General features: G+C 57.9%; 15 protein-coding genes. 10 read left to right on the top strand and 5 right to left on the bottom strand.

Annotated elements, in window-relative coordinates; all coding sequences use genetic code 11:
* Positions 1-29 precede the first annotated feature (29 nt).
* Positions 30-614 carry an exopolysaccharide biosynthesis protein gene (locus CA51_RS12425; protein WP_231746149.1) on the top strand — a complete coding sequence of 195 codons (585 nt, stop codon included), beginning with the start codon at positions 30-32 and terminating at the stop codon, positions 612-614.
* 361 nt (positions 615-975) lie between these two features.
* On the top strand, positions 976-2259 hold the full coding sequence (locus CA51_RS12420) for a transaldolase family protein (protein WP_145121005.1): 1284 nt from the start codon (positions 976-978) through the stop codon (positions 2257-2259).
* 11 nt (positions 2260-2270) lie between these two features.
* Here the strand turns inward: CA51_RS12420 and CA51_RS12415 are convergent, their stop codons facing one another.
* Positions 2271-2513: an acetyltransferase gene (locus CA51_RS12415; protein WP_145121003.1), complete on the bottom strand. Its 243-nt coding sequence runs from the start codon at positions 2511-2513 to the stop codon at positions 2271-2273.
* 233 nt (positions 2514-2746) lie between these two features.
* Here CA51_RS12415 and CA51_RS12410 point away from each other — a divergent pair, with 233 nt between their 5' ends.
* On the top strand, positions 2747-4603 hold the full coding sequence (locus CA51_RS12410) for a transketolase (protein WP_145121001.1): 1857 nt from the start codon (positions 2747-2749) through the stop codon (positions 4601-4603).
* A 61-nt stretch (positions 4604-4664) separates the two neighbouring features.
* Here CA51_RS12410 and CA51_RS12405 read toward each other — a convergent pair whose 3' ends face one another.
* The 3 genes from CA51_RS12405 to CA51_RS12395 all read right to left on the bottom strand — a co-directional run bounded on the left by CA51_RS12405 (position 4665) and on the right by CA51_RS12395 (position 8242).
* Complete coding sequence (locus tag CA51_RS12405; RefSeq protein WP_231746148.1) at positions 4665-5705, bottom strand: linear amide C-N hydrolase; 1041 nt, start codon at positions 5703-5705, stop codon at positions 4665-4667.
* Positions 5706-5976: 271 nt separating this feature from the next.
* Positions 5977-7125, bottom strand: coding sequence for a sialidase family protein (locus CA51_RS12400; RefSeq protein WP_145120997.1), 1149 nt, complete (start codon positions 7123-7125; stop codon positions 5977-5979).
* A gap of 337 nt (positions 7126-7462) precedes the next feature.
* Positions 7463-8242 carry a class I SAM-dependent DNA methyltransferase gene (locus tag CA51_RS12395; protein WP_145120995.1) on the bottom strand — a complete coding sequence of 260 codons (780 nt, stop codon included), beginning with the start codon at positions 8240-8242 and terminating at the stop codon, positions 7463-7465.
* Positions 8243-8731: 489 nt separating this feature from the next.
* Between CA51_RS12395 and CA51_RS12390 the strand changes: the two genes are divergently transcribed.
* The 4 genes from CA51_RS12390 (at position 8732) to CA51_RS12375 (ending at position 17685) form a co-directional block, all read left to right on the top strand.
* A complete protein-coding gene (locus CA51_RS12390; protein ID WP_197451793.1) occupies positions 8732-12973 on the top strand; it encodes a serine/threonine-protein kinase in 4242 nt (1413 codons plus the stop codon).
* A gap of 128 nt (positions 12974-13101) precedes the next feature.
* On the top strand, positions 13102-14859 hold the full coding sequence (locus CA51_RS12385; RefSeq protein ID WP_145120991.1) for a hypothetical protein: 1758 nt from the start codon (positions 13102-13104) through the stop codon (positions 14857-14859).
* A gap of 109 nt (positions 14860-14968) precedes the next feature.
* On the top strand, positions 14969-16882 hold the full coding sequence (locus CA51_RS12380; RefSeq protein ID WP_145120989.1) for a hypothetical protein: 1914 nt from the start codon (positions 14969-14971) through the stop codon (positions 16880-16882).
* 278 nt (positions 16883-17160) lie between these two features.
* Entirely contained in the window at positions 17161-17685 is a 525-nt protein-coding gene (locus CA51_RS12375) for a hypothetical protein (RefSeq protein ID WP_145120987.1), read from the top strand.
* A gap of 129 nt (positions 17686-17814) precedes the next feature.
* Here CA51_RS12375 and CA51_RS12370 read toward each other — a convergent pair whose 3' ends face one another.
* Positions 17815-19221, bottom strand: coding sequence for a hypothetical protein (locus CA51_RS12370; protein ID WP_145120985.1), 1407 nt, complete (start codon positions 19219-19221; stop codon positions 17815-17817).
* 175 nt (positions 19222-19396) lie between these two features.
* Here CA51_RS12370 and trpC point away from each other — a divergent pair, with 175 nt between their 5' ends.
* From trpC to CA51_RS12355, 3 genes are all read left to right on the top strand, one after another.
* Positions 19397-20182: an indole-3-glycerol phosphate synthase TrpC gene (gene trpC / locus CA51_RS12365; RefSeq protein WP_145120983.1), complete on the top strand. Its 786-nt coding sequence runs from the start codon at positions 19397-19399 to the stop codon at positions 20180-20182.
* Between the two features lie 58 nt (positions 20183-20240).
* On the top strand, positions 20241-21128 hold the full coding sequence (locus CA51_RS12360; RefSeq protein ID WP_145120981.1) for a sugar phosphate isomerase/epimerase family protein: 888 nt from the start codon (positions 20241-20243) through the stop codon (positions 21126-21128).
* Between the two features lie 90 nt (positions 21129-21218).
* On the top strand, positions 21219-23063 hold the full coding sequence (locus CA51_RS12355; protein ID WP_231746147.1) for an FAD-dependent oxidoreductase: 1845 nt from the start codon (positions 21219-21221) through the stop codon (positions 23061-23063).
* Positions 23064-23090 lie beyond the last annotated feature (27 nt).

The raw sequence follows: 23090 nt of genomic DNA, 5'->3' as shown, positions 1-23090 counted from the left end.
TTCGGCGGTCCCATCGCGCAGAACAAAACGTGCCCAATGCACCTTTGAGTACGATCTTGCGTCGTATCGATTCACTAACGAAAGAGCAAGAGACGATCTCGTTTGGCAACGCATTGGATGCGGCAGGACAGCATTCATTTGCACCGATCTTATTAACCATCGGATTGATCATGATGGCCCCCGGCCCTGCCGATATCCCTGGCGTTCCGGTGGTGTTAGGGGTTCTGATCGTAATCGTCGCCGCGCAGATTTTGATCGGTCGGAAACATGTTTGGGTTCCTCTGTGGATCGAGCGCCGCAAAATCCGCAGCAAACGCGTCCACACAATGATCGATCACATCATGCCGTGGGCACAACGATTGGACCGCATCACAAAGCCTCGCTATTCATGGCTGTTGCGTCACGCCGGCGGCGGCATCGTCGCGATCGCATGCATTCTGATCGCATTGACGACGCCACTGTTGGAGTTTGTCCCGATGAGTGCCAACGTCGCGGGCGCTGCGATCGCGACCTTTGCACTCGCAGTGCTTTCGAAGGATGGTCTGCTGGCCGGCGTCGCGATCTTCTTTTCGGTTGCCATGGTCGCTTTGGTCGCGTGGGGTCTATTCCAGTAACAGTCTCGCAGTCAGCGGCCCCCGCCTGGGATCGAGCTACGTGTCTGGAATCGATCGCGATATGAACCCGAATATCTGTCAGGCCTGCTGCGATGACGCTAATCGATCACCCGACTGCGCTTTAATCAACCATGTCGGTTGGAGTCCGCTCACACCAAGTGGAAGGCTCTCCCTCCATTAAAGACAGACGATCCGTCGTCCAGACAATTGCTCCCGGCCTTTTGTCAAATTCGCACCACAAGGGTGCGGGGTTTGCAATGCTCCATCACGAGCCCTGCAAAGATCGCCAATGTCACGCGGAACAAAATGCGGAGGTGGACGTCGCGCTGGTTCAAACTACAAATCGGAAGAGTGAATTCCAATGTCAACCAATACGCATCCGACGGGAACGGTAACCGAAACCATTCACCCCGATACCGAACAAGCGAAACAGATCGCGGAGTTTATCGGTAGAGACATTCGATCGGATGATTCCCTACGGGCGACAGCTGACGGTGCCTTTTGGAAAAGGATAAACCCTACCGAAACGCAGTTGTGGATCGACAGCGGAGACATTACCACGATCGATTCGCTTTGGAATGCTCAGTTCAGTGGGCTAACAACAAACAATTCGCTCTTGAATCAAGAGATACAACGTGGAAACTACGACCACTTAGTCCCCGAAGCGGCGAAGCTGTTGCCCGGAATTTCCGAGACTGCTCGCGTCCGGGAAATCGCGTTCATCCTCAACGTGCGTCACGCGTTGAAGCTAGTCGATAGGTTTCAGTGCGATGTGAGTGTCGAGCTGCACACGGACGTCGCAAACGATCTCGAATCGACGCTTGCGTACGCACGACGATGCCACAAAGTTTGTCCGGAGAATTTTGTCGTCAAGATTCCGCTGACGCCCGCTGGACTGGTTGCGATCAAGCAGTTGAGTGGCGAGGGGATCCGCGTGAACTGCACCCTTGGTTTTAGCGCTCGCCAAAACTATCTCGCCACCCAATTCGCACGGCCCGCTTTCGTGAACGTCTTCCTTGGCCGTTTGAACTCCTACATCGAAGCGAATGACCTGGGGAGTGGTGAGTTTATCGGCGAAAAAACAGCGTTGGCGAGTCAGGCGGCAATTTCCGCATGTTCGGAAAACAAGCCCACCAGGCGGACGCGACAGATCGCTGCAAGTCTGCGCGATGCGACTCAACTGCCGCTTCTTGCCGGAATCGATGTGATCACGATGCCACCGGATGTTGCTCGCCAAGCAATGGATGTTTTGTACGATCCGTGGCAGAGTCAACTGCAACATGTACATGCGGCCGAACTCGCCCCAAATGTCGATCGAGAATCTGTGAGCGTCGATAAACTGTGGGACGTCACCGACTTGGAACGGCAGTTCGTCGGAGCCGCAGCCGAGAAGCAAAGCCTAACGCCACATCAGTTACGCCAACTGGCTGTCGATCACGGTATCGACGATCTGTTTCCGCAGATGACACAAGAACAACTGCAAACGATCGCCGACGAAGGCAAGGTCCCCGTCCACGCCCATTGGCAGGAACGAATCCGTGACGGAAGCCTTGCGATCGACAGCCTGATGACATTGGCTGGTCTCGCCGCATTCGCCGCCGACCAGTCGCAACTGGATCGGCGGATTCGCGAACAACTGGCCTGACCGGTCAGAAGTCATCTGTCGGCTGGCACACACTGCTTTGCATCTCCGCTGCACTGGTAGTGCGGATCACACCAACACTGCGGCAGCGGTTCGTCGGATGGGAAGGCAAGACCGGATTTCAGGAACGGCGTCTCTCCCTGCTCCTCCTCGCCTGCCTGCCGCCAGCCGAGAACCTCACTCGATTGCGGATTGGCGAGTTGATCGATGCGATCGATCCTCACCAAGTCACCTGTCGCTCTTTCTTTGACAAACATCGGAAACCTCCTTCGTTAGAGATAGAAACTTTGCTCAAACAACTGTTGTGCAATCTTCGTTCCAGGCACAGTGATTGCTCAGTAGTGCGGAGTAACCGACACGGCGCGGCACAGCAGCGACTGACTGCCGATTTCACAGAAGTCCTTCCGCGGGGAAGCCGTGTTAACCAAACCAAGGCGACGGCGCATCGGTAGCCAACGCAAACAACAAACCGTTTTACAGGAGAGATTTCATGGCGACGGCCACAGACAACAGTTTGGAGAAACGCCAACAGATTGCGATTCAGCTGCGACGTTGGATCCTGCAGATAACAACCAACGCTGGCTCGGGGCACGCAACCTCTTCGCTCTCCGCGGTAGAGTTGATGGCGGAGTTGCTTTTTGGCGGCCACTTCCGGTTTGATGTGCACCATCCCGACGCTCCCAATAACGATCGATTGATCTTTTCCAAGGGACACGCTTCACCCTTGTACTATGCGCTTTGGACCGCCGCCGGGCAAGTCGATCGCCAGCGACTGGAGAACTACCGGCAATTCGGTAGTCTTCTGGAGGGGCATCCGACCTCCCGCTTCCCGCTCACCGAAGCGGCTACAGGTTCGCTGGGGCAGGGGCTGTCGGTCGGCGTCGGGCTAGCGTTGGCTGCAAAGATGGATCAGCTCGATTACCGAACGTTTGTGTTGTTAGGCGATAGCGAAATGGCGGAGGGGTCGCAGTGGGAGGCGATCCAAATCGCGGCTCAGTATCGTTTGAACAACTTGGTCGGAGTGATCGATGTCAATCGGCTCGGCCAACGCGGCGAGACGATGTATGGAGCAGACCTTCACCAGTATCAGAAAAAGGTCGAGGCCTTCGGATGGCAAACGGTTGTAGTTGGAGACGGACATGACTTTGCGGAGCTTTCCGAAGCCTACCATCGCGCCGCAGCGTCAGCGGAACAACCGACGATGTTGATCGCCAGCACCACCAAAGGGAAGGGCGTTTCGTTTCTCGAAGACGAAGACGGATGGCACGGCAAAGCACTCGACGACGACCAGATGCACGCCGCACTAGAGGAAGTCGGCCTGGGCGATCCCAATATTCGCGGCGAACTCACCGCGCCAAACGACCGGCAACCGCTGACCGTGTTGCCAGCGGATGCGGAGCAATTGGAACATCGTCTCGGCGAAGAAGTTGCAACGCGAACCGCTTATGGAGATGCGATCAAGCGGTTGGCGCCGCAGTATCCCGAGATGGTCGCTCTGGATGCGGAGGTAAGCAATTCGACGCGAGCCAAGTTTTTTGCCGACTCCTATCCCAATCGTTTTTTCGAGATGTTCATCGCGGAACAGAACATGGTTGGAGCGGCGGTTGGATTGGGGCAGCGCGGTAAGATACCGTTCGTCTCCACCTTCGCCGCTTTCTTAACGCGGGCGTTTGATCAGATTCGGATGGCCCGTCATAGCGACGCCAACGTCAAATTCGTAGGCTCACACTGCGGTGTGTCGATCGGCGCCGACGGCCCTTCGCAGATGGGACTCGAAGACATCGCGATGTTCCGCAGCGTTCAAGAGAGCGTCGTCCTCTATGCATCCGACGCTGTCTCGACCCAGCGGTTGGTCGAATCGATGATGAACCACCGCGGGATCTCCTATTTGCGAACGACGCGTGGCGAGACTCCCGTGATCTACGCCTGCGATGAACAGTTCGAGATCGGTGGCTGCAAAGTGCTGCGTCAAAGCGATCGGGATCGCTACACCCTGATCGCAGCGGGGATCACGCTTCACGAAGCGCTTGCGGCGCATTCGATCCTTCTTGAAGAAGCGATCACCGTCCGCGTGATCGATCTCTATTCGATCAAGCCGTTGGACCACGCGACGATCCGCAAGGCGGCCGATGCAACCGAGGTCCTGTTCACGATCGAAGACCACGTTCCCGAAGGGGGAATCGGCGAAGCGGTTTTGACCAGTCTCTCGGACCACCGAACCCCGGTCCGATGTCTGGCCGTTCGCAAGCGACCATTGAGCGGAGCGAGCGAACGTTTACTCGACGACCAGGGGCTTTCGGCGGAAAGAATCGTCGCGGCCGTCAAAGCCGTTGCCGACTCGAACTAATTCGACGCGAACGCTGCACCGTTCGACGATTCCTTATCGAGTCCACCGCAACTGGGCGGCATTAGAACGGCGGAGTCTCAAGCGTTTTGAATTGCGAGCTCACATCGCCCGAGAGATCGATGTTATCGGGATCCAAAACTTTCACCGGGGCGCCGGGATTGAGATCGAACTTCAATAGATCGGCCCAGATAACATTAGGGCTGGTCGTCAGTTCGAAGAAGTAACGCAGCTTGGTCAGGTTCATGACGGTGCGATATTCCGTGTTGTAGATCCCAAAACCTTTGTAGGGAGCACCAAAAGGAACCGATACGTTGCGAGCGATCGCCAGCACGCCGGCAACAGCTTGGCGCTCGTCCTTCGGTTCGGGCAGCAGCGCCGTGTAATAGCTCGCTCGTTGAAAGCGATCGGTTGGCTTGACGTTTCCGGGCAATGGCGTTTCGCTGCTGGGATTGGAAAAATCAAGCTTGTCGAGCAGTTCCAGCTGTTGATCGTAGGTGGGATCGTTGGTCATAACTTGGAACTGGCGTCCGTGATGAACGACCAACTTGCCGTCGATGAATTCCAGGATCGCCGAATCGCCACTGGCGTCTTCGATCGCAAGATGGACCGTCGCCATGCGGCCCTTCGCTTCGACCATCACGATCTGAATCGCTTCCTGCAACTGCAGTGCTTCCTTCACGCTGGCCGCGTTGTCCAACAGATACTGTCCCCACAGCCCCGCGTGAACGGCCGGCTTGTTCTCGTCGCGCTCGCCAAAATTGGTCGCAGTGAGATACAGCATGTGAACGCCCAATCCCTTCTCGTTGAAGCCATCAGCGGTGCCGATCCCATAGACCGTCGTCACGAGGCTGCCGTACTTCGAAGTCCACCGCGCCGGGTTCTCTTTGACGAGCACTTCGGGCCCGATTCTACCGCCGTCGTGTTGCAGCCCGCGCGGCAACAGCGTCAGGATCGGTTCGGTCGTAGTCGGCCAGTCCATCGTTCGCGAAACGACGACCGCCAACTTATTGTTGTTCCACAAGACACGGGTGCATGCCTGGACCGTCCCGGCAGCCATCGCCAGGGCCAAAATGCTCAAACAGGTCAAATAGATTCCGTTCATCGAATTCCTCATGTTATGTTTCGATCAGTGGTGAAGCCAGCTTGTTCTAGCTGTGATACAGAGTTGTGAAGTGTTCGTGCTTAGGCAAATCAGCCGTCAAGCGATCACGCCTTGCGGCGGATGCCTCGGTTTGAAACCGTGATTTGTCCCGGGCAACGGTCGCCAGCGATCGTGTCGAGCGCAACTGTCCTGCGGTCGCCGTCGGACAGTTGCACTGAAAACTGCTCCCGTTTACACGACCGTAAAGCCGCTGCCCAACAGCTTGCGAGAACTACTGGACGAGTTTTTTGGCGTCTTCCAACTTTTGGTCGGTCTCGGTGATCTTGAACCGTGTTGTGACGACGGAATGCTTTTCGGGTCCCGGTTTATACTTGATGTACGTCGTCGCGACAAAGGTCCCGTCGGGGAGCAATTCGAAGCCCGAATAACCACAATCCCACCGAGCGTGGCTGTGCAGCAATTTGATCTGGTACTGCCCGTCGCGTCCGGCGAGGATGTCGTCATAGGTTCCGACCCATGCGACGAAGTGCCCATGCGATTGCGATTCGGCATCTTTGTTCCGCATTACCACGACAAGACGTCCGTCGGGTGCATACAACATTTTGTGGCGATGCCCCGTCAACGTGGCTGGTAGCGGACGGACCGGCGCCCAAGTTTTGCCATCATCATCGCTGACCGAAAACAACGAATGCGACTCTTCATTCCGCAGCAGCATCAACAACTGGTTGCCATCGGGAGATCGAATTACCGCCGGTTGCCCCCATCGCGATTCAGTCTTCAGAATCGGCTGTTCGGGCGACCACGTCAGCCCTCCATCCAACGATTCGGCTTGCCAAATGTAAGGGTCGGCATGCGGTTGATTGGCAGCGAAGGGGCCGCGCCGATCGCACCACATCACCAACCGTTTACCGTCGTCGAACGCCATCACGGTCTTCGGGGCACATTCAGCCGCCAGTCCCGTATCTCGCATCGGCGTCCACGTCTTGCCGTTGTCTTCGGAATAGGCCTGCCGCAGTCGACCGGGAAAGTCGCAACCGCCGAAGACAAACAGCCGCGCGACACCCTCGGGATCGACAAGGCGGTGGAGTGTGGGCGTTGTCTTGGTTACCTGCCGCCAATTGCCGGGAACCGCCAGCGGTTGACTCCACGTCTTCCCACCGTCATCGCTTCGGGACAACGGCCCCAGAAAGCCCGCGTGATTGATCGACCAGGCGCAGAACATCGTCTTGCCATCGGGCAACAACACGGTGCAGGGATGGCCTTGGTAAACCTCGGTCGTTCCTTGAGCGACAAACGAGTGCCGATCGGACTCGCTTGAAATATCGACAGTTGGGATCGCATCGCCCGCCACCGCGACGCTACACAACCAGGCGAAGACGGTACCGACGCAAGCGGCACTTGAAATATTCCACTTCCTCATCGCTATCTCTCAATCCCACTGCGTTTGCTACGCGGCACCGAGCGGTGCCCGCGTACTTTTAGTTTCAATGGAACGGCGAACGCCCTCCCCAAAAACAATCATTACCGATGGCAAGTTTCTACCACCGCATGGAGAGTGGTGCAAACAACTGGTGAGCCAACGTTAGCGCAAATCATAATTTGAATCGGGACGACCACGCCTGGGACTAGCGTCTCCAGGCATTTAGCATTCGCCGAGGTCCACCAAAACGTTTGACAGCGCCGGCGGTTGCAGATCGCGACGCGACGTCTGCAAAGCCAAGCGGCGGTGGGCTGGACTCAATCGTTCCCGCCTCGACTCAGCTGCCGATCCCATTGGCCTGCAGGAAATCGTTGGGGATGTCAGCCGTCTTTTGCGCGACCAAGGCAAAGTAATACAGCGGCGTTCCTTCCATCGACAACCGGTGTCGGTAACGTTCGATGTGGTGGATGTCGAGGTACTTCGAGAAGATCAGCTCGCGGATGAAACGCGAGAACCCGGAGGTGTCGGAACGGTCGAGGAACGTTTCTTTGATATTAAACGCAACCCAGCCTCCCTTGGCGACAAACTGCAGCGATTGGAAGAACGCTTCAGGCGGGATGTCTCCGAAACCCAACGCAGCAACGGAGGTCAGGCAATCGATCGACCAATCGGAAATTTCTTCGACCAGTTCCGGTTTCAGGTTTGTGAAATCGGCGACGTAATATTCGTCGTAAACTCCCGGACGATCGCGATAGCAGGCGTCTTTCGCCTCGGGAATAATGTCCGCACCTACCAACCGAGCGACGCCATAGGACTTCAGAAGCTCGCCCATCATGCCATTGCCGGCTCCCAAATCCAGAACCCGCATCTCGGTAAAGTTCTTTTCGCTGCCGTCGAGCGTTCGCTTGAGCAGTTCGCCAACTTTCTTGGGCGAGGTGCACTTCAATCGATCGTAGAAGACCTGCTCGTAAAGCCCTGGCCGCAGGTAGATTTGGTCGTAGTCGTGAAAGCGGAGTTCCAGTCGCCGCTCCCCCTCCACCACGTGAAACGTGACTTCGTCTTGTTCGAGGTTGTTGGCATCGTGTGGCGGAAATTGAATTCGGTGTCGGTGAGGCATGTGTCCTGTACAGGGTTGAGTTGCCATCAATGGCATATCGGTTCCAATTTTTCGGCGGCAGCGAGAAAAAGGTAGTCAAAAACGCCCGACGTGGCCGCGCGGGTGCATTGAATGGTTCGTCCGTGTTCGGTTCTGCTGCTCGGAACCCGAACCACGTCGAACCCTCTGCTTGCCCGATCATTGTACGCGACGATGGTCGACAGGGAATCCGGGGCAGCCGCCGCGGAGTGTTAACAAATGGCGAAGCGGGACTCCCAAATCCGTTTGCCGCCACAAACGATAGTCTCTGCCGATGCTCTTTAGACTTGCTTGTAACGTGTTCGAAGCACTCTGAAGCCCACGTTGCCGAAGCGACGAGTCCGCAGTCAACATCCAGTTCCCGTCGCGGTTGGGGACCAACGCTTCGATCGCCCCTCGCAAAGCATGCCCGATGAAAAATCGGGAGGTCATTTCTACCCGGGGGGCTATCGACTTGCTATATTGGCGGCCATGAGCCACCAGATTGACCTCGACCGACTGGTCGCAGCCTTACAGCAAATGGGAGCGTCTACCGACGCGCATCGCGAATTTTTAGCCGACTCGGTCGCCGAGGGACGATCGATCGATGCGGTTCTGCAACGACTCGAGTCCGACGGCGCGATCGATCCGTCACAATCGGCGGTTCTCCGCCAGATGCTCGATTCGCTCCCCGAGTCCGCCTCTCCGGACGACGTGCAAGCGTTTATCGACGACGCGCTGCAGACGATCTCTCCCGAGAGTGCGTCCTCCGACGCGAGCCAACACGACACCCTCACCGATTCTCAACTCGATTCGGTCGAGCAAAACCCGAAGCAAACGACGCCCGTCGAAGACGATCCGTTTAGTACGATCCCGAGCGACGCCGGCGGCGAAGTGGATCCCTACCAAACGATGCCCAACCCGGATCTTGGGCCGACGCGTGAGGTGACCTCTCACGGGCACGACCGCTTTCGCAAACTGCACAAGCATGCCGAAGGTGGCTTGGGAATAGTCTCGCTTGCCGAAGACCTCGACTTCGGCCGGGGCGTGGCGATCAAGGAGATCAAGGAGCGGTTTGCCGACATCCTCGACAGCCAGAATCGGTTTATCTACGAAGCGGAAATCACCGGCCGCTTGGAGCATCCCGGGATCGTGCCGGTCTACGCGCTGGGCCGATACGACGACGGTCGCCCCTATTACGCGATGCGTTTCATCACCGGCAAGAGTCTAGCCGACGAGATAACAACGCTGCATGCAGCCGAGAATGCAGAGCAATTCACGGGGCGGCTGCGAAGTCTGCTGAATCGTTTCCAAAGCGTCTGCAATACGATCGAATACGCCCACAGTCGCGGCGTGTTGCATCGCGATTTGAAGCCGGCAAACATCATGCTGGGAGAATACGGCGAGAACCTGGTCGTCGACTGGGGCTTGGCGAAGGCGAGCGACCACGCGACCGAAGATGCCGATCCGGGACAACCCGTTCCGCTCTCCGGATCCGGCGGGGCGCACACACAGCAGGGAGCTGTGATCGGCACGCCTTATTACATGTCGCCCGAACAAGCCAAGGGCGATTCGCAACAGATGGGTCCGCAAGCGGATGTCTACAGCCTCGGTGCGACGCTGTATCAATTGTTGACCGGCATAGCACCGTTTTCGAACCAAGGCTTTGCTTCGGTCGCCGATTTGCTGCAGGAGGTTCGCAACGGGAACGTACCATCGCCGCGTACGATTCGCAGCGACCTGCCTAAACCGTTGGTGGCGATCTGCATGGCTGCGATGGATCCCGATCGCAAGCGTCGCTACAAGACGGCGCGCGAGTTGGCCGACGATGTCGACCGCTACCTTGCCGATGAACGCGTATCGGTTGTCGAGGAATCGTTATTCGGCAGGGCAGGGCGTTGGGCTCGCAAAAATCGCAGCTTAAGTGCGGCATTGATCGGTTCGACCTTTGTGATCGCACTCGCCACATCGACAGCAACGGTGATCTCTTTAAACGCGCTGGAGGAAACCAAAACGGCGCAGCGGGCTGTCGAGCAAGCGAACATCAAACTGCAAGATCAGTTGGCGCTGTCGCAAGCGGAACAACAATACGATGGCTTGATCGTGGTCGAAGAGCGGCGGCAGAGCGAACCGACGCTGCCGGTGGCCCAGATGCAATTGGAACCACAGCTTGCGCAAACGCTGATGGGTACGCTCGATGAAATCGAATCGCTGCGACAACGCGTCGGAGAACCTGCGACCGACGACCTGCGGCGGACGCGGTTGTTGAATGTCTGGACCAACCCAATCAACCTGCTGTTGGACCAACGCGAACTGACGCTTGCAATCGAATCGCAGATCGAAGCCGAACTGGAGCGTGTCGCCAGCGAATATCCATGGTCCGATTCCGAAGAGTTCCTCGCGACGGACGCTCGCATTCGCCAGCGTTTGGAAACACGGCTGCAACAGTGGCGGCCATTGGTCGCCGAAGCGTATCCCGAAGACTCGTTTTCCGAAAACGCTGGAGTCTGGGTCCGTCAACCTGTCGATTTCAGCGACGAGTGGACGCTTCCGTTGCAGGCGAATCCCCAAGGAAACGTCTCGCTTACCGTCGACTTTGGCGTCGAATCGCTGCAGACTCCGATGATCGGGCTGTTGATCAATTCCGATGAGGAACGGGGGTATCAGTTTGTTGTCGCCGACCAAGACTACGACCCGTCGTATCTCCCCGACGATTTGATAACCCTGGAGGAATCCAACCGACTCGATCGCGTGCGCATGTACATCATCCGCAAGGATCCGCTGCGGGGCGACAGCATTCTACGCCGGCAACCGATCAAGTTGCAGGACGATCTGCGTCTACGAGCGCGACGACAGGGCTTGATGGCACTCAGCTTTTCCGTCGGCGGGAGCGATGCGATGGAGTTCCAAGATCCCTTTCCGCTCAGCCCCAAACATCCTGGAGAACTGGGGCTAATCTGTCCACCATCCGCGACGGTGAATCTCCCGCTTATGGAATACCAGGTGACCGATGAGACGTCGCTGGTCGGCGATCGCGAGATTCAGCTGGGCGACGAAGCGTTTGCGGCCGACGACATCAGCGGTGCTCGAACCCACTATGCGAAACGGCCGCACGACGTCGAAGCGTTGTTCAAGCTGGCCTTAACCTACGAGTTCAACTACCCAGAGGAATATCTCCAACGACTCGAACAGATCGTCGAGAACTACTCCCCCAGCGGTTCGGACGATGAAAACGCCTCGCGCTGGTATCTGATTGCCGCGGTGCGATTGTTGGCTGTCTACGCCGACACGCCTGTGCTGCGCGTTCGGATGTCGTATCTTCACGACAAATTGCAGACGCTGTATTCGATGGAAGATGTCCAGCGGATGATCCCCGCGTCGGACAAACTTCAGTTCTCCAAGATGCTTGTGAAAGCTGGCCAGCGGTCGCGGATTGCGTTTCTGACCGAAGGCGATGCCGACGCGCTGCGTTCAGCGATCGATCTGTTCAGCGAGGATCCAACGTGGCGGCGGATGGCGGTTTGGCGTTGGTGCGATGTGATTCGTTGCGACCGCAGTCTGACGCCTCACGAAGCCCGGCTTCAAGCGATCCCGGAAATTCGAACGCTGTTGGACGAGATCGATCGACTGCCACAACCCGACGAAATCGAACGGGCAGCGATGCTCAGCGATCTCGTTTGGATGTTGATTTTGGAAGAACAGTACGACGAAGCGTCACAAGCGATCAGCCCCAGGTTGGACAAAGAGATCGATGCGATCCCATCGGCCCATCTCCCCTTATTGATCGACCGTGCGCGGATCGCATACGCTCAAGAAGACCTCACAGCCGCGCGGCGCGATATCGAAGCGTTCCTGCAGCGTGTGGATCCGAAGACGCCGATCGAAGGAATTCACTATTCGCACTTCAGCGAAGCCTGCGGGATATTGGGAATCATCCTCGAGGATCAAGGCGACCTCGAGGGCGCGAACAAGGCTTGGCTCGAAGGCCGAATTCGGAATTGGCACAAGGGCTGGCCGACGCCGCTGGAACTCTCCAGCATCTCGGGCGTGCCGATGGTTCTGGAAGCATTTAACGCCGAACCGATCCTTGTCTGTTGGTCCGACGGATACCGCCCCGGTGAGATGCGGAAAGTGATGGAGGCGGTGCTGGGAGGATCGGGAGTCGACGATCGCGTCCTGTTGAACATCATCCTCCGCAGCGAAAAGATCCCGCCGGAGTGGATCGAAGAAATCTCCTCGCACGTCCATAGCGGACCGCGCGGCCGACGGATCGGGCGAGCGAAACTACTGCGACAGGATTCGATGCGCGACGTCTTTTTGCTGCCGCTGAATATGATCCTGTATCAAGCGATTTTGCAGATCGCCTACGAAGGGGACGAAACGCTCGAACAGTACCCCGAGGTCGATTCGATTCTCTACAACCAATGCATCTCGCTGATCGACCACTTCCAAGATGGAGACTTTTTCCAGCGGGAGATGCAGTTCATCGTGGGGGCATGGTCGGGAGTCGATTGGAACAGCAAGACGTTTGAAGAGCTGGTGCAGCGATTTGACGATCCGCCGCTAACCTCGGGTTTGGCCTTGGTTTTCTCGATCCAAATGATCAAGCACCACGGCAAACTTGAGCTCGGACGCGAGATCCTGCAGCAATACGTGTTCGACCGTGCGGACCAGGTCCCCGAACTCTATCTCCAGATGGCTCGGGACGCTCTGCAAACGAAACCAATCCAATAGCGGCAACTGCCTTCCTTGGGGCACTTTCGCAACTACAATAGCGGGCTGCCGCCTTGCGGAGCGTTTGCGACCGCGCGGCGACAGAGTTCGACATCTATGATTTACACCATCAAAAAAGTGCTGCTCCGATGCTGCGACACGCTTCCCAATCATTGCTAATTCTGTTGTTGGTCGCCACCGCCGTGGCTGCCGATCCGGCCGAGCGTTTTCCAGACGATACGCGACTGTTCGTATCGATCGCTAACTTCAAAAGCTTTCAAGAAAAGTTGTCCGCCACGAGCATGGGAAAGCTGTGGAACAGTCCACCGATGGCGGACTTCCGATCCGAGTTTACCGACAGCCAACAGGACTTCTCCGCTCGCTTGCGCCGCGCCTACGGCTTCGACGACAAACAGCTGAAGAAGTACGCCACCGGAACGTTCACCGTCGCGGGACTCGAATCGAAGCCGGACGAATTGTCGATGAGCTTCTTGATCGAGATGTCCGCGGAGAGCGCCCAAAAGATGATCGATGAGGCGGGAGAGCAGATCGTGGCCGATGGCGGACGCACCAGCGACACCAGCTTTCCGATCGCGGCGAAGATCTACGACCTGCCCGACGATCAACAGGTTCTTTACGCATACACCGATCACGGTTTGTTGATCAGTGGCGATGTCGCGATTGCAACGCGGATCGTTTCGGGCTGGGCCGACGCTGCCAATTGGAAGAGCCTGCAATCGGTTGCCGCTTACCAACGCATGACCGCCGCGCCACCACGCGACGGCGTCGCCGATATTCGTTGGTTCGCCGACGTGATCCGGTTAGCAGTTGTGATGAACAAAAAGGAAGGGACCGTATCGAGCGCTCATCCCGATCGCCCCCCGTTCCCACTGCGTCATGGATTTGCGGGCATCCAAGGTATCGGCGGATTTGGCTGGGTCAGCGACGACGGTTTCGACTTTTTGAACGACGTTCAGATCGATGCGCCGCCGCCACGCCAGCAGGCGCTGAAGTCGCTCGATTTCAACGCTGGCGATCTGACGCCACCCGCATTTGTTCACGACACGACCAGCAACACGATGGTCAACCGTTGGAACTTGCGATCGATGCTGGCCAACATCGGCGACGTCTACGACGACATTACCGATGCCCCGGGCGCTTGGGTGGCGACGCTGGACGATTGGAAAAACGATCTCGGTTTCGATCTGATCGATGGTTTGCTGCCGATGCTGGAACCCGAACTCGTTACGCACAGCGATTACGTGGTCGACGCAAAGCAGGAGCGAACGTTGATCGCGATCCCGATCCAAAATCCCAAGCTGCAGGAGCGTCGCGTCGCATCGTTGATCTATCGCTTCCTACGCAACGACAATAAAGCGATTCGTTCGCGTCTACCGCGGCAAAAATACGATCTCTGGGAAATCGTACTGCAAGACAAACAGGGCAACTCCACATTCACCCGCGCCGGAATCATGGTCGCCAATGGTCGGTTGTGGATTTCAACTCACGCCACGATGGTCCAAGACGTCGTCCTCGGCGCGGAGGGGAATCCGTTGTCCGAGAGCCAAGAGTTTACGGCGCTTACCCAACGCATGCAGCCTTGGACGACAGACCAGTCGTTTATGCGCGGCTTTGTTCGCGGCGATCGCGATATCCGCCACAGTTATGAAGTGCTCCGCAGCGAGGGACTCGACGGACTAAAACGCGCCGAGAGCATGTACGGGAACATGTTGTTGATGCTTCTAAAGTCCGACGAGGGGCGGCCGCAGCCCGACACCGACTTCTCCAAACTTCCACCCTTTGCCGACGTCCAACAGTACTTTGGGATGATCGGTAGCGTCGGCAACCTGACCGATTCGGGATGGACGATCGTGATCGGCGCTTTCGACCGCCAGAAGACCGATTGATTCGTGCGGTTCCGCAGTGAAATCCTGCGAACCTCTGCCGCGGCGTCCCGCATGCCGCACGCAACATCGACTTGACTTTACAACTTGATCTCCTACTTGAATCTGCACCATGAAGTTTTATCGTTGCGCCCTGCCGTTGCTCTACTTGTGTTGGTTTGCGATCGTGACACAAACTGCGACCGCAGATGATATAGCCGATCGGATTCGACAAGCGGCGTTCCAGCCGATTTCGGACGCCACGTTGCAGCAGCGTCGCGACGCGGCAAGCGACGCCTTGGGACAAGCTGAGAGCATGTTGCAGCACGCTGGCAGCGGACCATCATGGCGAGACTATTTGTTGTTCGATCCGTTGCATGACGCTTTGGCTAGCGACGCAGTCGACGAAGATGCAATCCAAGCTGTGACGGCAACGATGTATCGCTTGGCGGGGCTGCACGATGGGATCGAGCGGCCACAACTGACGCGTTTACGAACTCAATTGGTCGACTTGCGACGCGGTCTGATTCTGGCTCGCCGTCAACTCGATTCGGCCGAAAAGCTTGCTCAGCATCAACTCGATCTCGAACAGTTCCCCGACGATCCGGAGCTTCTCGGCGAACGTCCCACCACGCTGCAGCAAGTGTTCGACGATCGGCGATCTGAGTTTGCCGAACTGTTGGACAAAATGAAGAGCGCGGGGACGCCAGCGGATATGCGGCGCGTGGCGGAACTGACGGCATGGTTCCAATCGCACGAACAGTTGACCGACGTGTTGCCCCGTATCGCCGATCGCTTCGGCCGCGCCAACACTCAAGTCGACGTATCGGCTCCGGCGCTTTCGACGATCACGATGCGGCATGTGACCGAGGTGGAACCTATTCGTGAAAACAAGGACAAGGTCCAGGTGACGGGTCAGGCGGTGCTGACCGGAGTGGCAACGATGCACCCGATCAGCGGCCAGTCGCCGGGCGAATGCGAGGTCCGTTTTCAGGGAACAGTTCAATCGACAATGAACGGCCGTCAGGGGCCGGTCTCCTTTAGGCTTAGCGGCGACACGGTGTTGACGGCGCAAAAACGAGTGATCTTCGCCGAGGACCACTTCCTGACGCTCGCAGGGACCGTTCAAGCGAATTCAAATCTCCGTACCGATCAGGTGTGCAGCAAATTCCGCGGCGGGATCGGCAAGTTGGTCCGCAAGATCGCTTCGAAGGAAATTGCCAAGGAACAGCCGCAGGCGCGCAACGACCTCTCCCGACGTTCGAGCGATTCGTTCCTGAAACGGTTCGACGAAGATATCGTCGAAGAGATCGCCGAGGCGCGTCGCGACTTCGATCTCGAGGTGCAGCGGTCGCTGTTGCGGTTGAACCTTCAGCCGCGGACGCTCGACTTCTTGACCGACCCCAGCAAGCTGACCGTCGCGATGCGGTTTGATGCCGGACTCGCACAGCCCGCTCATTCGGTCCTGCCTCAGCTGGCCGCGGGCGACATCGGAGTGACGATGCACGAATCGACGCTCGGCAGCATTTGCGAGCGGATCTATGCGGGACGCAAGATCGACGACATCCGCCGCGAGTTCCAAGTGCTGGGAATCAAGCTATCGGAGAAAGACAAAGAACAGATCCCCGAGGGGATGGGAATTCATTTCGCCGACGACCGACCGATCGAGGTCGAATTCGAAGCGAACAAGATCTCGATCGTGTTGCGCGGCCAAACTTGGTTCTTGGACAAGACGCCGTTGGTGGCGATGAACGTTCGCTTCGGTTACACGTTGGAACAACGCGACGGAATGTACGTCGCCGTCCGCAGCGACGATGTCCAAGTGACCGCGCCCGAAGGGATGCGAGGTGGCCGCTTCATCCAACAGATGAATGTGCTGCAGCGACGCCTGCTGGCCGAACTGCCAGCCGAATTCAAGTTCGAACCGATCCCCGCCACCAAGCTACCCGATCCGGTGAAGCGGCTGGGAACGTTGACAGTTTCCAAGGTCCAAACCGCCGGCGGTTGGCTCAACGCGGGCCTGCAAGGCGACCGCATGCTCCCATAAACGGGAATGCTATTGCTCGCATGTGCCAGCAAATTTTGTCGTTAACGGCAAATCACTCTTTTTCTCTCGAGCAAACTCAATTAACCTTTGCTCACACCAGTCTTTTGGTTAGGAGACCATTGCCGCTTGGCTTCGGCGAAGCGGCAAGACTGAACCGACACAATAACGTTCCCACGCGCGACACGCAGATCGATGCCTCCCCGCGCCGGAGCGTCTGATTTCCTCCCCTTTCGATGGCGGTTTACATCCGCCCTCACCAACTTGCAAGGATGCATTCGATGGACCTCACAAAGCGTGCGCTGCACTTTTTGTTGATTGGAACCGTTGTTTCGTGGCACATGCCGATCGCCACTTTAGCCGCCCAACAACCGCCACAAGCGATTGCCGCAGCTCCAGAAATGACTTCGATCCCAGTCCTCTTGGTCGCTGACCGAACATTGCAAGGGACATCGATCACTCGCGATGGAAAACCAGCATCCGGTGGGACCGTAGTGTTGGGACAAAAGGGAAAAGTCCTGGCCAAGACGACAGCCGACGAATCGGGACGATTCCAGTTCACCATCGAAAAGCCGGGCGACTATCAAATCGCCAGCACCGATGCCGCTGCGTTTGTGACCTGTTTCCCCGCCGCAACCGCTCCGAAAAACGCAGTAAAGCAGATCTTGATCTCGCAAGATGCGATGATCGCTCGCGGCCAGCAACCCGTCTCGGCGCTGCTGCATCCGCTGTTGATCGGTCTCGTCATCGCCGCAGCGATCGTAATTCCGATCGCCGTCAGCAATAACAAAGACGACGCCAGCTGATCGCTTCAGCGACGCTTTCGCGGATCGAAGCAACCGATCCGCGGAGAGACTTTATGTCGGGCGTTTTCCGTAGAGCAACCGATTGCAAAAGTCCGGCGGCAGGTATCTGCCGCGCGATATGGAACTGATTCAGGTCGTTGCTGATTCGGCAACATTTTCGGTCGCCGAATCCTCTGTAGGTGACTCGCAAGTTCCGATGATCGTCTTGGCGAGTTTTGCATCGAGCGCCGGTGCAACCCAACGAAGATCGATCACCAGCGTTTCTCCGCTCGATTTGGCGAGCAGCATCGGCCGCGATCGTTTCAGCCGATCGGCAAACTCTTCGGCTGACTCCTCCGCATCGGCTGCCCGTTGAATTGCGATTTCCACCGTCGGAAGCGTCCAACTGCCGACCGGCCACAGCCTTGCTTCGACTTCATCGCTGCGAACCGTCGCCTGGTAGCCAGCTTGTTCCAGCCGATTTTTCAACCGCATCGCGCGATCGATCAAGTTGGCATGGGTTGTTTCCAACATCGCCAACAGCGATCCCTCGGGCGCGGGCCCATCGCCCCAGGAATTCATCGCCAACGTCATCGTCGCCTGAGATGTCAGATCGGCTTGCAGCCAACACCAATCGCGCGTTTGCGTGATCTCTTGTAAACGAGCGTTGTCGCCGAACAACATTCCCAGGGGCGGGCCGCCTAATAATCCGTCGCCTCCGGTGACAAGCAGCGTGCCGCGACAAGCTTCTTGCAACGTCATCAGACAGGGCTGCACCAGTTCCTCCAACGACCGAGGTGCCACGTAAGACGTAACGTGCATCAACCGGCGCAGTTCGGGCATGATCTGATGGAGCCGACCGTCGGGATTCGGATCGCGAACCGCGCCGTCGACGATTCGGTCCGCTGTCACCAGCGCGCAATGACCGAGATCGTCCCCAAGTTCGCGGCGGAGGCCATCGACCGACCAACGATCGACGGTGCCGACTTCGATCACTTCACATCCCGCCGAACGCAACAGATCGGGCAGACTGATCCCCGACGGCAATCCGATCGCTTGGCATCGAGGAACAACAATTTTCACCGACGGCCGCTCTGCTTTGGCCACCGCAACAATCGCCGCCTCGACGCTGTCGGCGGCCAACGCGTGTTGCCCCAACAACTTCATCGCCACCGTTTGCAGCGCCCGCTGAACACCTTTTCGCGCCGTCTGGTTTTGATGCGTCGCGTGAAACATCAACGGATGCTGGACCGCAACCGACGATGGCACGCCACAGTCGCCCGAAAACAGTGTGCCGCTGGCGTTGATCGACGCGGTGTTGATCGAATTGTCGGGATGGATCAGATCGGCCAACGCGGCGGCGTGCTGCCGCGCGGCGTCTAGTAAACGCTCCACCTCGCGAGCCGCCGAACCGGGAAGATGGTTCATCACGTCGCCGATCTTAAGTTTCAAATCGTTGACTAACTCGGGCTTCCGCATCGTCGCCGCCGCTTGCGACAGGCGCTCTTCAAGGAACTCGCTGGCCCATTCGGAAAGGTTTTGTTTTGGTTGGTTCATCGTTGCCTACTTCGTTCTGCCGGTGGGGGAACACGATTACATTGGATGCCAACTGTAATTATCGTCGAGGTTTGGGCAAATGAAAGGCCGCCACGCTTGCTGTCCCGTGGCGCTGATTTAGAATGCGGGATTCTCTGCCCCTATTTTCACGTTGGACGACTGGACATTTGCCCGTATGAGCACCATCCTCGACACGATCATCGCCAAGAAGCACCAAGAAGTCGCGGCAGCAAAGCTGGTTCAACCAATTGAGAAGCTGGAGGCGTTGGCCGCCGCCGCACCGCCGACCTTGGACTTTACCGCAGCCCTCGCCGCCACGCCCGACGTGCGGTTGATCGCGGAGGTCAAGAAGGCCAGCCCTTCGGCGGGGATCATCCGCGAGGACTTCGATCCAGTCGCGATCGCCACCGCGTACGCTCAATCCGGTGCCGCTTGCATCAGCGTCCTGACCGACGAGACTTTCTTCCAAGGCTCGTTGGATTTCCTGCGACAGATCCGGGCCGCAGTCGAGATCCCGTTGCTGCGAAAAGACTTCATCATCGACCGCTACCAATTGCTCGAAGCGCGAGCCGCGGGAGCCGATTGCGTGTTGCTGATCGCAGAATGCCTGAGCTCCGAAGAACTGATCACGCTGCATCGCCAAGCCGCTGAACTGGGACTGCAGACGTTGATCGAATTCTACGACGACGAAAATCTGCCCGCCGTACTGGCGACCGATGGCCGCTTGGTCGGTGTCAACAACCGCGACCTTCGCACCTTCCATACCGATCTACAGCATACCGTCCGCATGCGATCGCAAATTCCAACCGACCGGCTGCTTGTCGGCGAGAGCGGCATTCGCACTTACGAGGATGTGAAGATGCTAGGGGCGGCGGGCGTCAAGGCGATCTTGGTTGGCGAGTCGCTGATGCGGCAAGCCAACATCGGCGAAGCCGTCCGTTCGCTGTTGGGGACCGCGTAAGCCAACAGCAAACCGTTCCCACGTCACCGCATTTCAACCACCAGCCACCGAGTCGACCATGCCTAAACTAGCCGCGTTCCCAAAAGCCTTCATGCAAGCGTTGTGCAAAGATGGCACGATGACGGTCTCCCAATGGATCGACCTGGCGTCGAAGCTGGACGTCCAGGGATTGGAGTGGTACGCCGGTTTTCTGGAAATGGCCGACCAGTCGAACTGGGCACGCTTTCGAAGCGAAGTCGAAGGGCACGGGATGGTGATCCCGATGATGTGCTGTTCCCCCGACTTCACCCATCCCGACGCGGCCTTTCGCGACGCGGAGATCGCCAAACAAAAGCGATGGATCGACATGACCGCTGCACTTGGCGGATCGTATTGCCGCGTGCTCAGCGGCCAGCGTCGCCCTGAACTCTCGATCGAACAAGGCGTCCAATTGGCGGCTGATTCGATCGAGGCCTGTTTGCCGTACGCTCAGGACCAAGGCACCACGCTGATCATCGAGAATCACTACAAAGACGACTTCTGGGAGTTTCCGGAATTCGCGCAGCAGATGGATGTCTTCTGCATGCTGGTCGACCGCATCGACCATCCCAATTTCGGCGTCAACTACGATCCCAGTAACACCTACCTCGCTGGCGAGGATCCGATCGAACTGCTCAAGCGAGTCTCCCGCCGCGTCGTCACAATGCATGCCAGCGACAGGTATCTGAAGGAAGGGACTCTGGAGGACCTGCGACGCGAAGAGGGAGGCGCAACGGGATACGCCAAACGACTCTCCCACGGCGAGATCGGCAAGGGATTGAACGATTATGACGCGATCTTCAGCGAACTTCGCAGCGTTGGTTTCGATGGCTGGGTCAGCATCGAAGACGGAGTCGACGGGATGGACCAATTGGCTCGCAGCGTCGACTTCCTGAAACGCAAGATCGCCGAATACTGGCCCGCCTAAAGCGTCCCTCAATTCGCTCTTCCTTAGTAAACGCCAGCGTCGCATCGATCGCGGCATCAAGCGTCCCAACCGCCTATCCAAAGCCTTATGATGCGCATCTTAAGATTGTTGATCGTTGTTTCAATCGCCATCAGCAGCACGTTTTCGATCGCGGCCGACGCCCCGCGGCAAACCGATGTATGCGTCTACGGTAGCACGCCGGCGGGAATCGCCGCTGCGGTCAGCGCAGCCAAAGCGGGCCGCAGCGTTCTGTTGGTCGAACCGACCGATCACATCGGCGGGATGTTGACCAGCGGTCTCTCCCACACCGACTTCCGCTCGTTCGAAGCGTTGACCGGATTCTTCCTCGACTTTGCCCAACGCGCCGACGCCGACTATGTCGCCCGTTACGGTGCCGACTCCGAACAAGTTGTCGCGGCGTTCCGCGGCACGCACGGCGAGCCCTCGGTCAATCTGCGGATCTTGCAGCAGATGCTGGCCGAATATCCGGCGATTCAAACGCTCAAGCAGCTTGTTTTGGAAGAGGTCGCGACGACGGACAGCCAACTTGGTCGGCGGCGCATCGTTTCCGCGACCTTTGCGGGTCCCGACGGTCAATCGCAACAGATCGATGCGCGAGCGTTCATCGACGCCAGTTATGAAGGCGATCTGCTGGCGGCGGCGGGGGAGAGTTACCACGTCGGACGCGAATCAAGCAGCCAATATGGCGAACCGATGGCAGGCAATCCACAAGGCCAAGCCGATGGTCAAGTGCAGGGTTACAACCTGCGATTGATCATGACAACCGACACCACAAACATGCGTGAACCGGTTCAGCCCGAAAGCTACAACCGCGACGATTTTGTCGATGTGTTGCAGGCGTTTGAAAGCGGTAAGCTGAAACGCGTCTTTGCATCGGACCACAGCGGCATCTATCGCGCTCACGCCCCGGGAATGCCCAACGACAAAGCCGATATCAACGACACGCCGCACGCCGCGGTTCGGCTGTCGATGCCCGATATCAACGATGCTTATCCCGATGGCGATCGAGCAACGCGAGCGAAGATCGTCGCGGCACACTACGCTTACAACCTAGGGCTGCTCTACTTTCTGCAGCACGACGCGGCGGTCCCGCCAGCGATTCGCAAGGACGCTCGCCGTTGGGGCTTTTGCCGCGATGAATTTCCCGGAACCGCAGGCATTCCGCCACAGCTGTATATTCGCGAGGCGCGGCGAATGGTCGGCCAACACGTTTTCACCGCCCGAGATACCGAGCAAGCCGACGGCGACGCCCGCGCGGTCCTGCATCGCGACAGCATCGCCATCGGCGACTACGTCCACAACTGCCACGGCACAGGTCGCACCGGATCTCGATTCGACGGCCAGCACGAGGGGGAGTTCTACAAGAAAGTCCCGCCGTACCAAATTCCCTACGGCGTCATCGTGCCTGCGGTTACCGAAAACCTGCTGGTTCCTGTCGCATGTTCAGCCAGCCACTTCGGCTTTGGCGCCTTGCGGCTCGAACCGATCTGGACCTCTTTGGGCCAAGCCGCCGGATGGGCCGCTGCGACCGCGATCGAACAAGACCTGCCAGTTCAAGCGATCGATGTCCCGCACTTACAGCAGCGACTGCATGCCGACGGCAGCGCGACGATTTACGTCACCGATGTACCTCCCGATTCCGAAGACTTTGCCGCCTTGCAGTGGTGGGGAACACGAGGCGGCTTGCACGGCTTGGCCCCCGCGAAACAACCACGCCCCAAATCGCTCGGCAGCCAATACAACGCCGCCTTCCCCGGCCACGCCGCCGAACTGGACACCCCCGTCACCGACGCGCTGCACAAGCGTTGGCTAAAACTACTGCCTGCAGACACAACAATACCGGACACCGCTTCGAAACAAGCTCGACGCGACTGGATCCGCGCCGCCTGGCGCCATAACGTCGCCGGCAACTAGATTTTTCCGTACCGACGTACGGGTTGC

The sequence above is a fragment of the Rosistilla oblonga genome, from assembly GCF_007751715.1.
In the GTDB taxonomy this organism is placed as follows: Bacteria; Planctomycetota; Planctomycetia; order Pirellulales; family Pirellulaceae; genus Rosistilla; species Rosistilla oblonga.
The sequence above is the reverse complement of the archived record's forward strand: the minus strand, read 5'-3'. Positions and strand labels throughout refer to the sequence as shown.

Excerpts from the sequence above, each read along its gene's own strand:
- CA51_RS12420 (WP_145121005.1), top strand. The coding sequence starts at position 976 with ATGTCAACCAATACGCATCCGACGGGAACGGTAACCGAAACCATTCAC.
- CA51_RS12415 (WP_145121003.1), bottom strand. The coding sequence starts at position 2,513 with ATGTTTGTCAAAGAAAGAGCGACAGGTGACTTGGTGAGGATCGATCGC.
- CA51_RS12410 (WP_145121001.1), top strand. The coding sequence starts at position 2,747 with ATGGCGACGGCCACAGACAACAGTTTGGAGAAACGCCAACAGATTGCG.
- CA51_RS12405 (WP_231746148.1), bottom strand. The coding sequence starts at position 5,705 with ATGAACGGAATCTATTTGACCTGTTTGAGCATTTTGGCCCTGGCGATG.
- CA51_RS12400 (WP_145120997.1), bottom strand. The coding sequence starts at position 7,125 with ATGAGGAAGTGGAATATTTCAAGTGCCGCTTGCGTCGGTACCGTCTTC.
- CA51_RS12395 (WP_145120995.1), bottom strand. The coding sequence starts at position 8,242 with ATGCCTCACCGACACCGAATTCAATTTCCGCCACACGATGCCAACAAC.
- CA51_RS12390 (WP_197451793.1), top strand. The coding sequence starts at position 8,732 with ATGAGCCACCAGATTGACCTCGACCGACTGGTCGCAGCCTTACAGCAA.
- CA51_RS12385 (WP_145120991.1), top strand. The coding sequence starts at position 13,102 with ATGCTGCGACACGCTTCCCAATCATTGCTAATTCTGTTGTTGGTCGCC.
- CA51_RS12380 (WP_145120989.1), top strand. The coding sequence starts at position 14,969 with ATGAAGTTTTATCGTTGCGCCCTGCCGTTGCTCTACTTGTGTTGGTTT.
- CA51_RS12375 (WP_145120987.1), top strand. The coding sequence starts at position 17,161 with ATGGACCTCACAAAGCGTGCGCTGCACTTTTTGTTGATTGGAACCGTT.
- CA51_RS12370 (WP_145120985.1), bottom strand. The coding sequence starts at position 19,221 with ATGAACCAACCAAAACAAAACCTTTCCGAATGGGCCAGCGAGTTCCTT.
- trpC (WP_145120983.1), top strand. The coding sequence starts at position 19,397 with ATGAGCACCATCCTCGACACGATCATCGCCAAGAAGCACCAAGAAGTC.
- CA51_RS12360 (WP_145120981.1), top strand. The coding sequence starts at position 20,241 with ATGCCTAAACTAGCCGCGTTCCCAAAAGCCTTCATGCAAGCGTTGTGC.
- CA51_RS12355 (WP_231746147.1), top strand. The coding sequence starts at position 21,219 with ATGCGCATCTTAAGATTGTTGATCGTTGTTTCAATCGCCATCAGCAGC.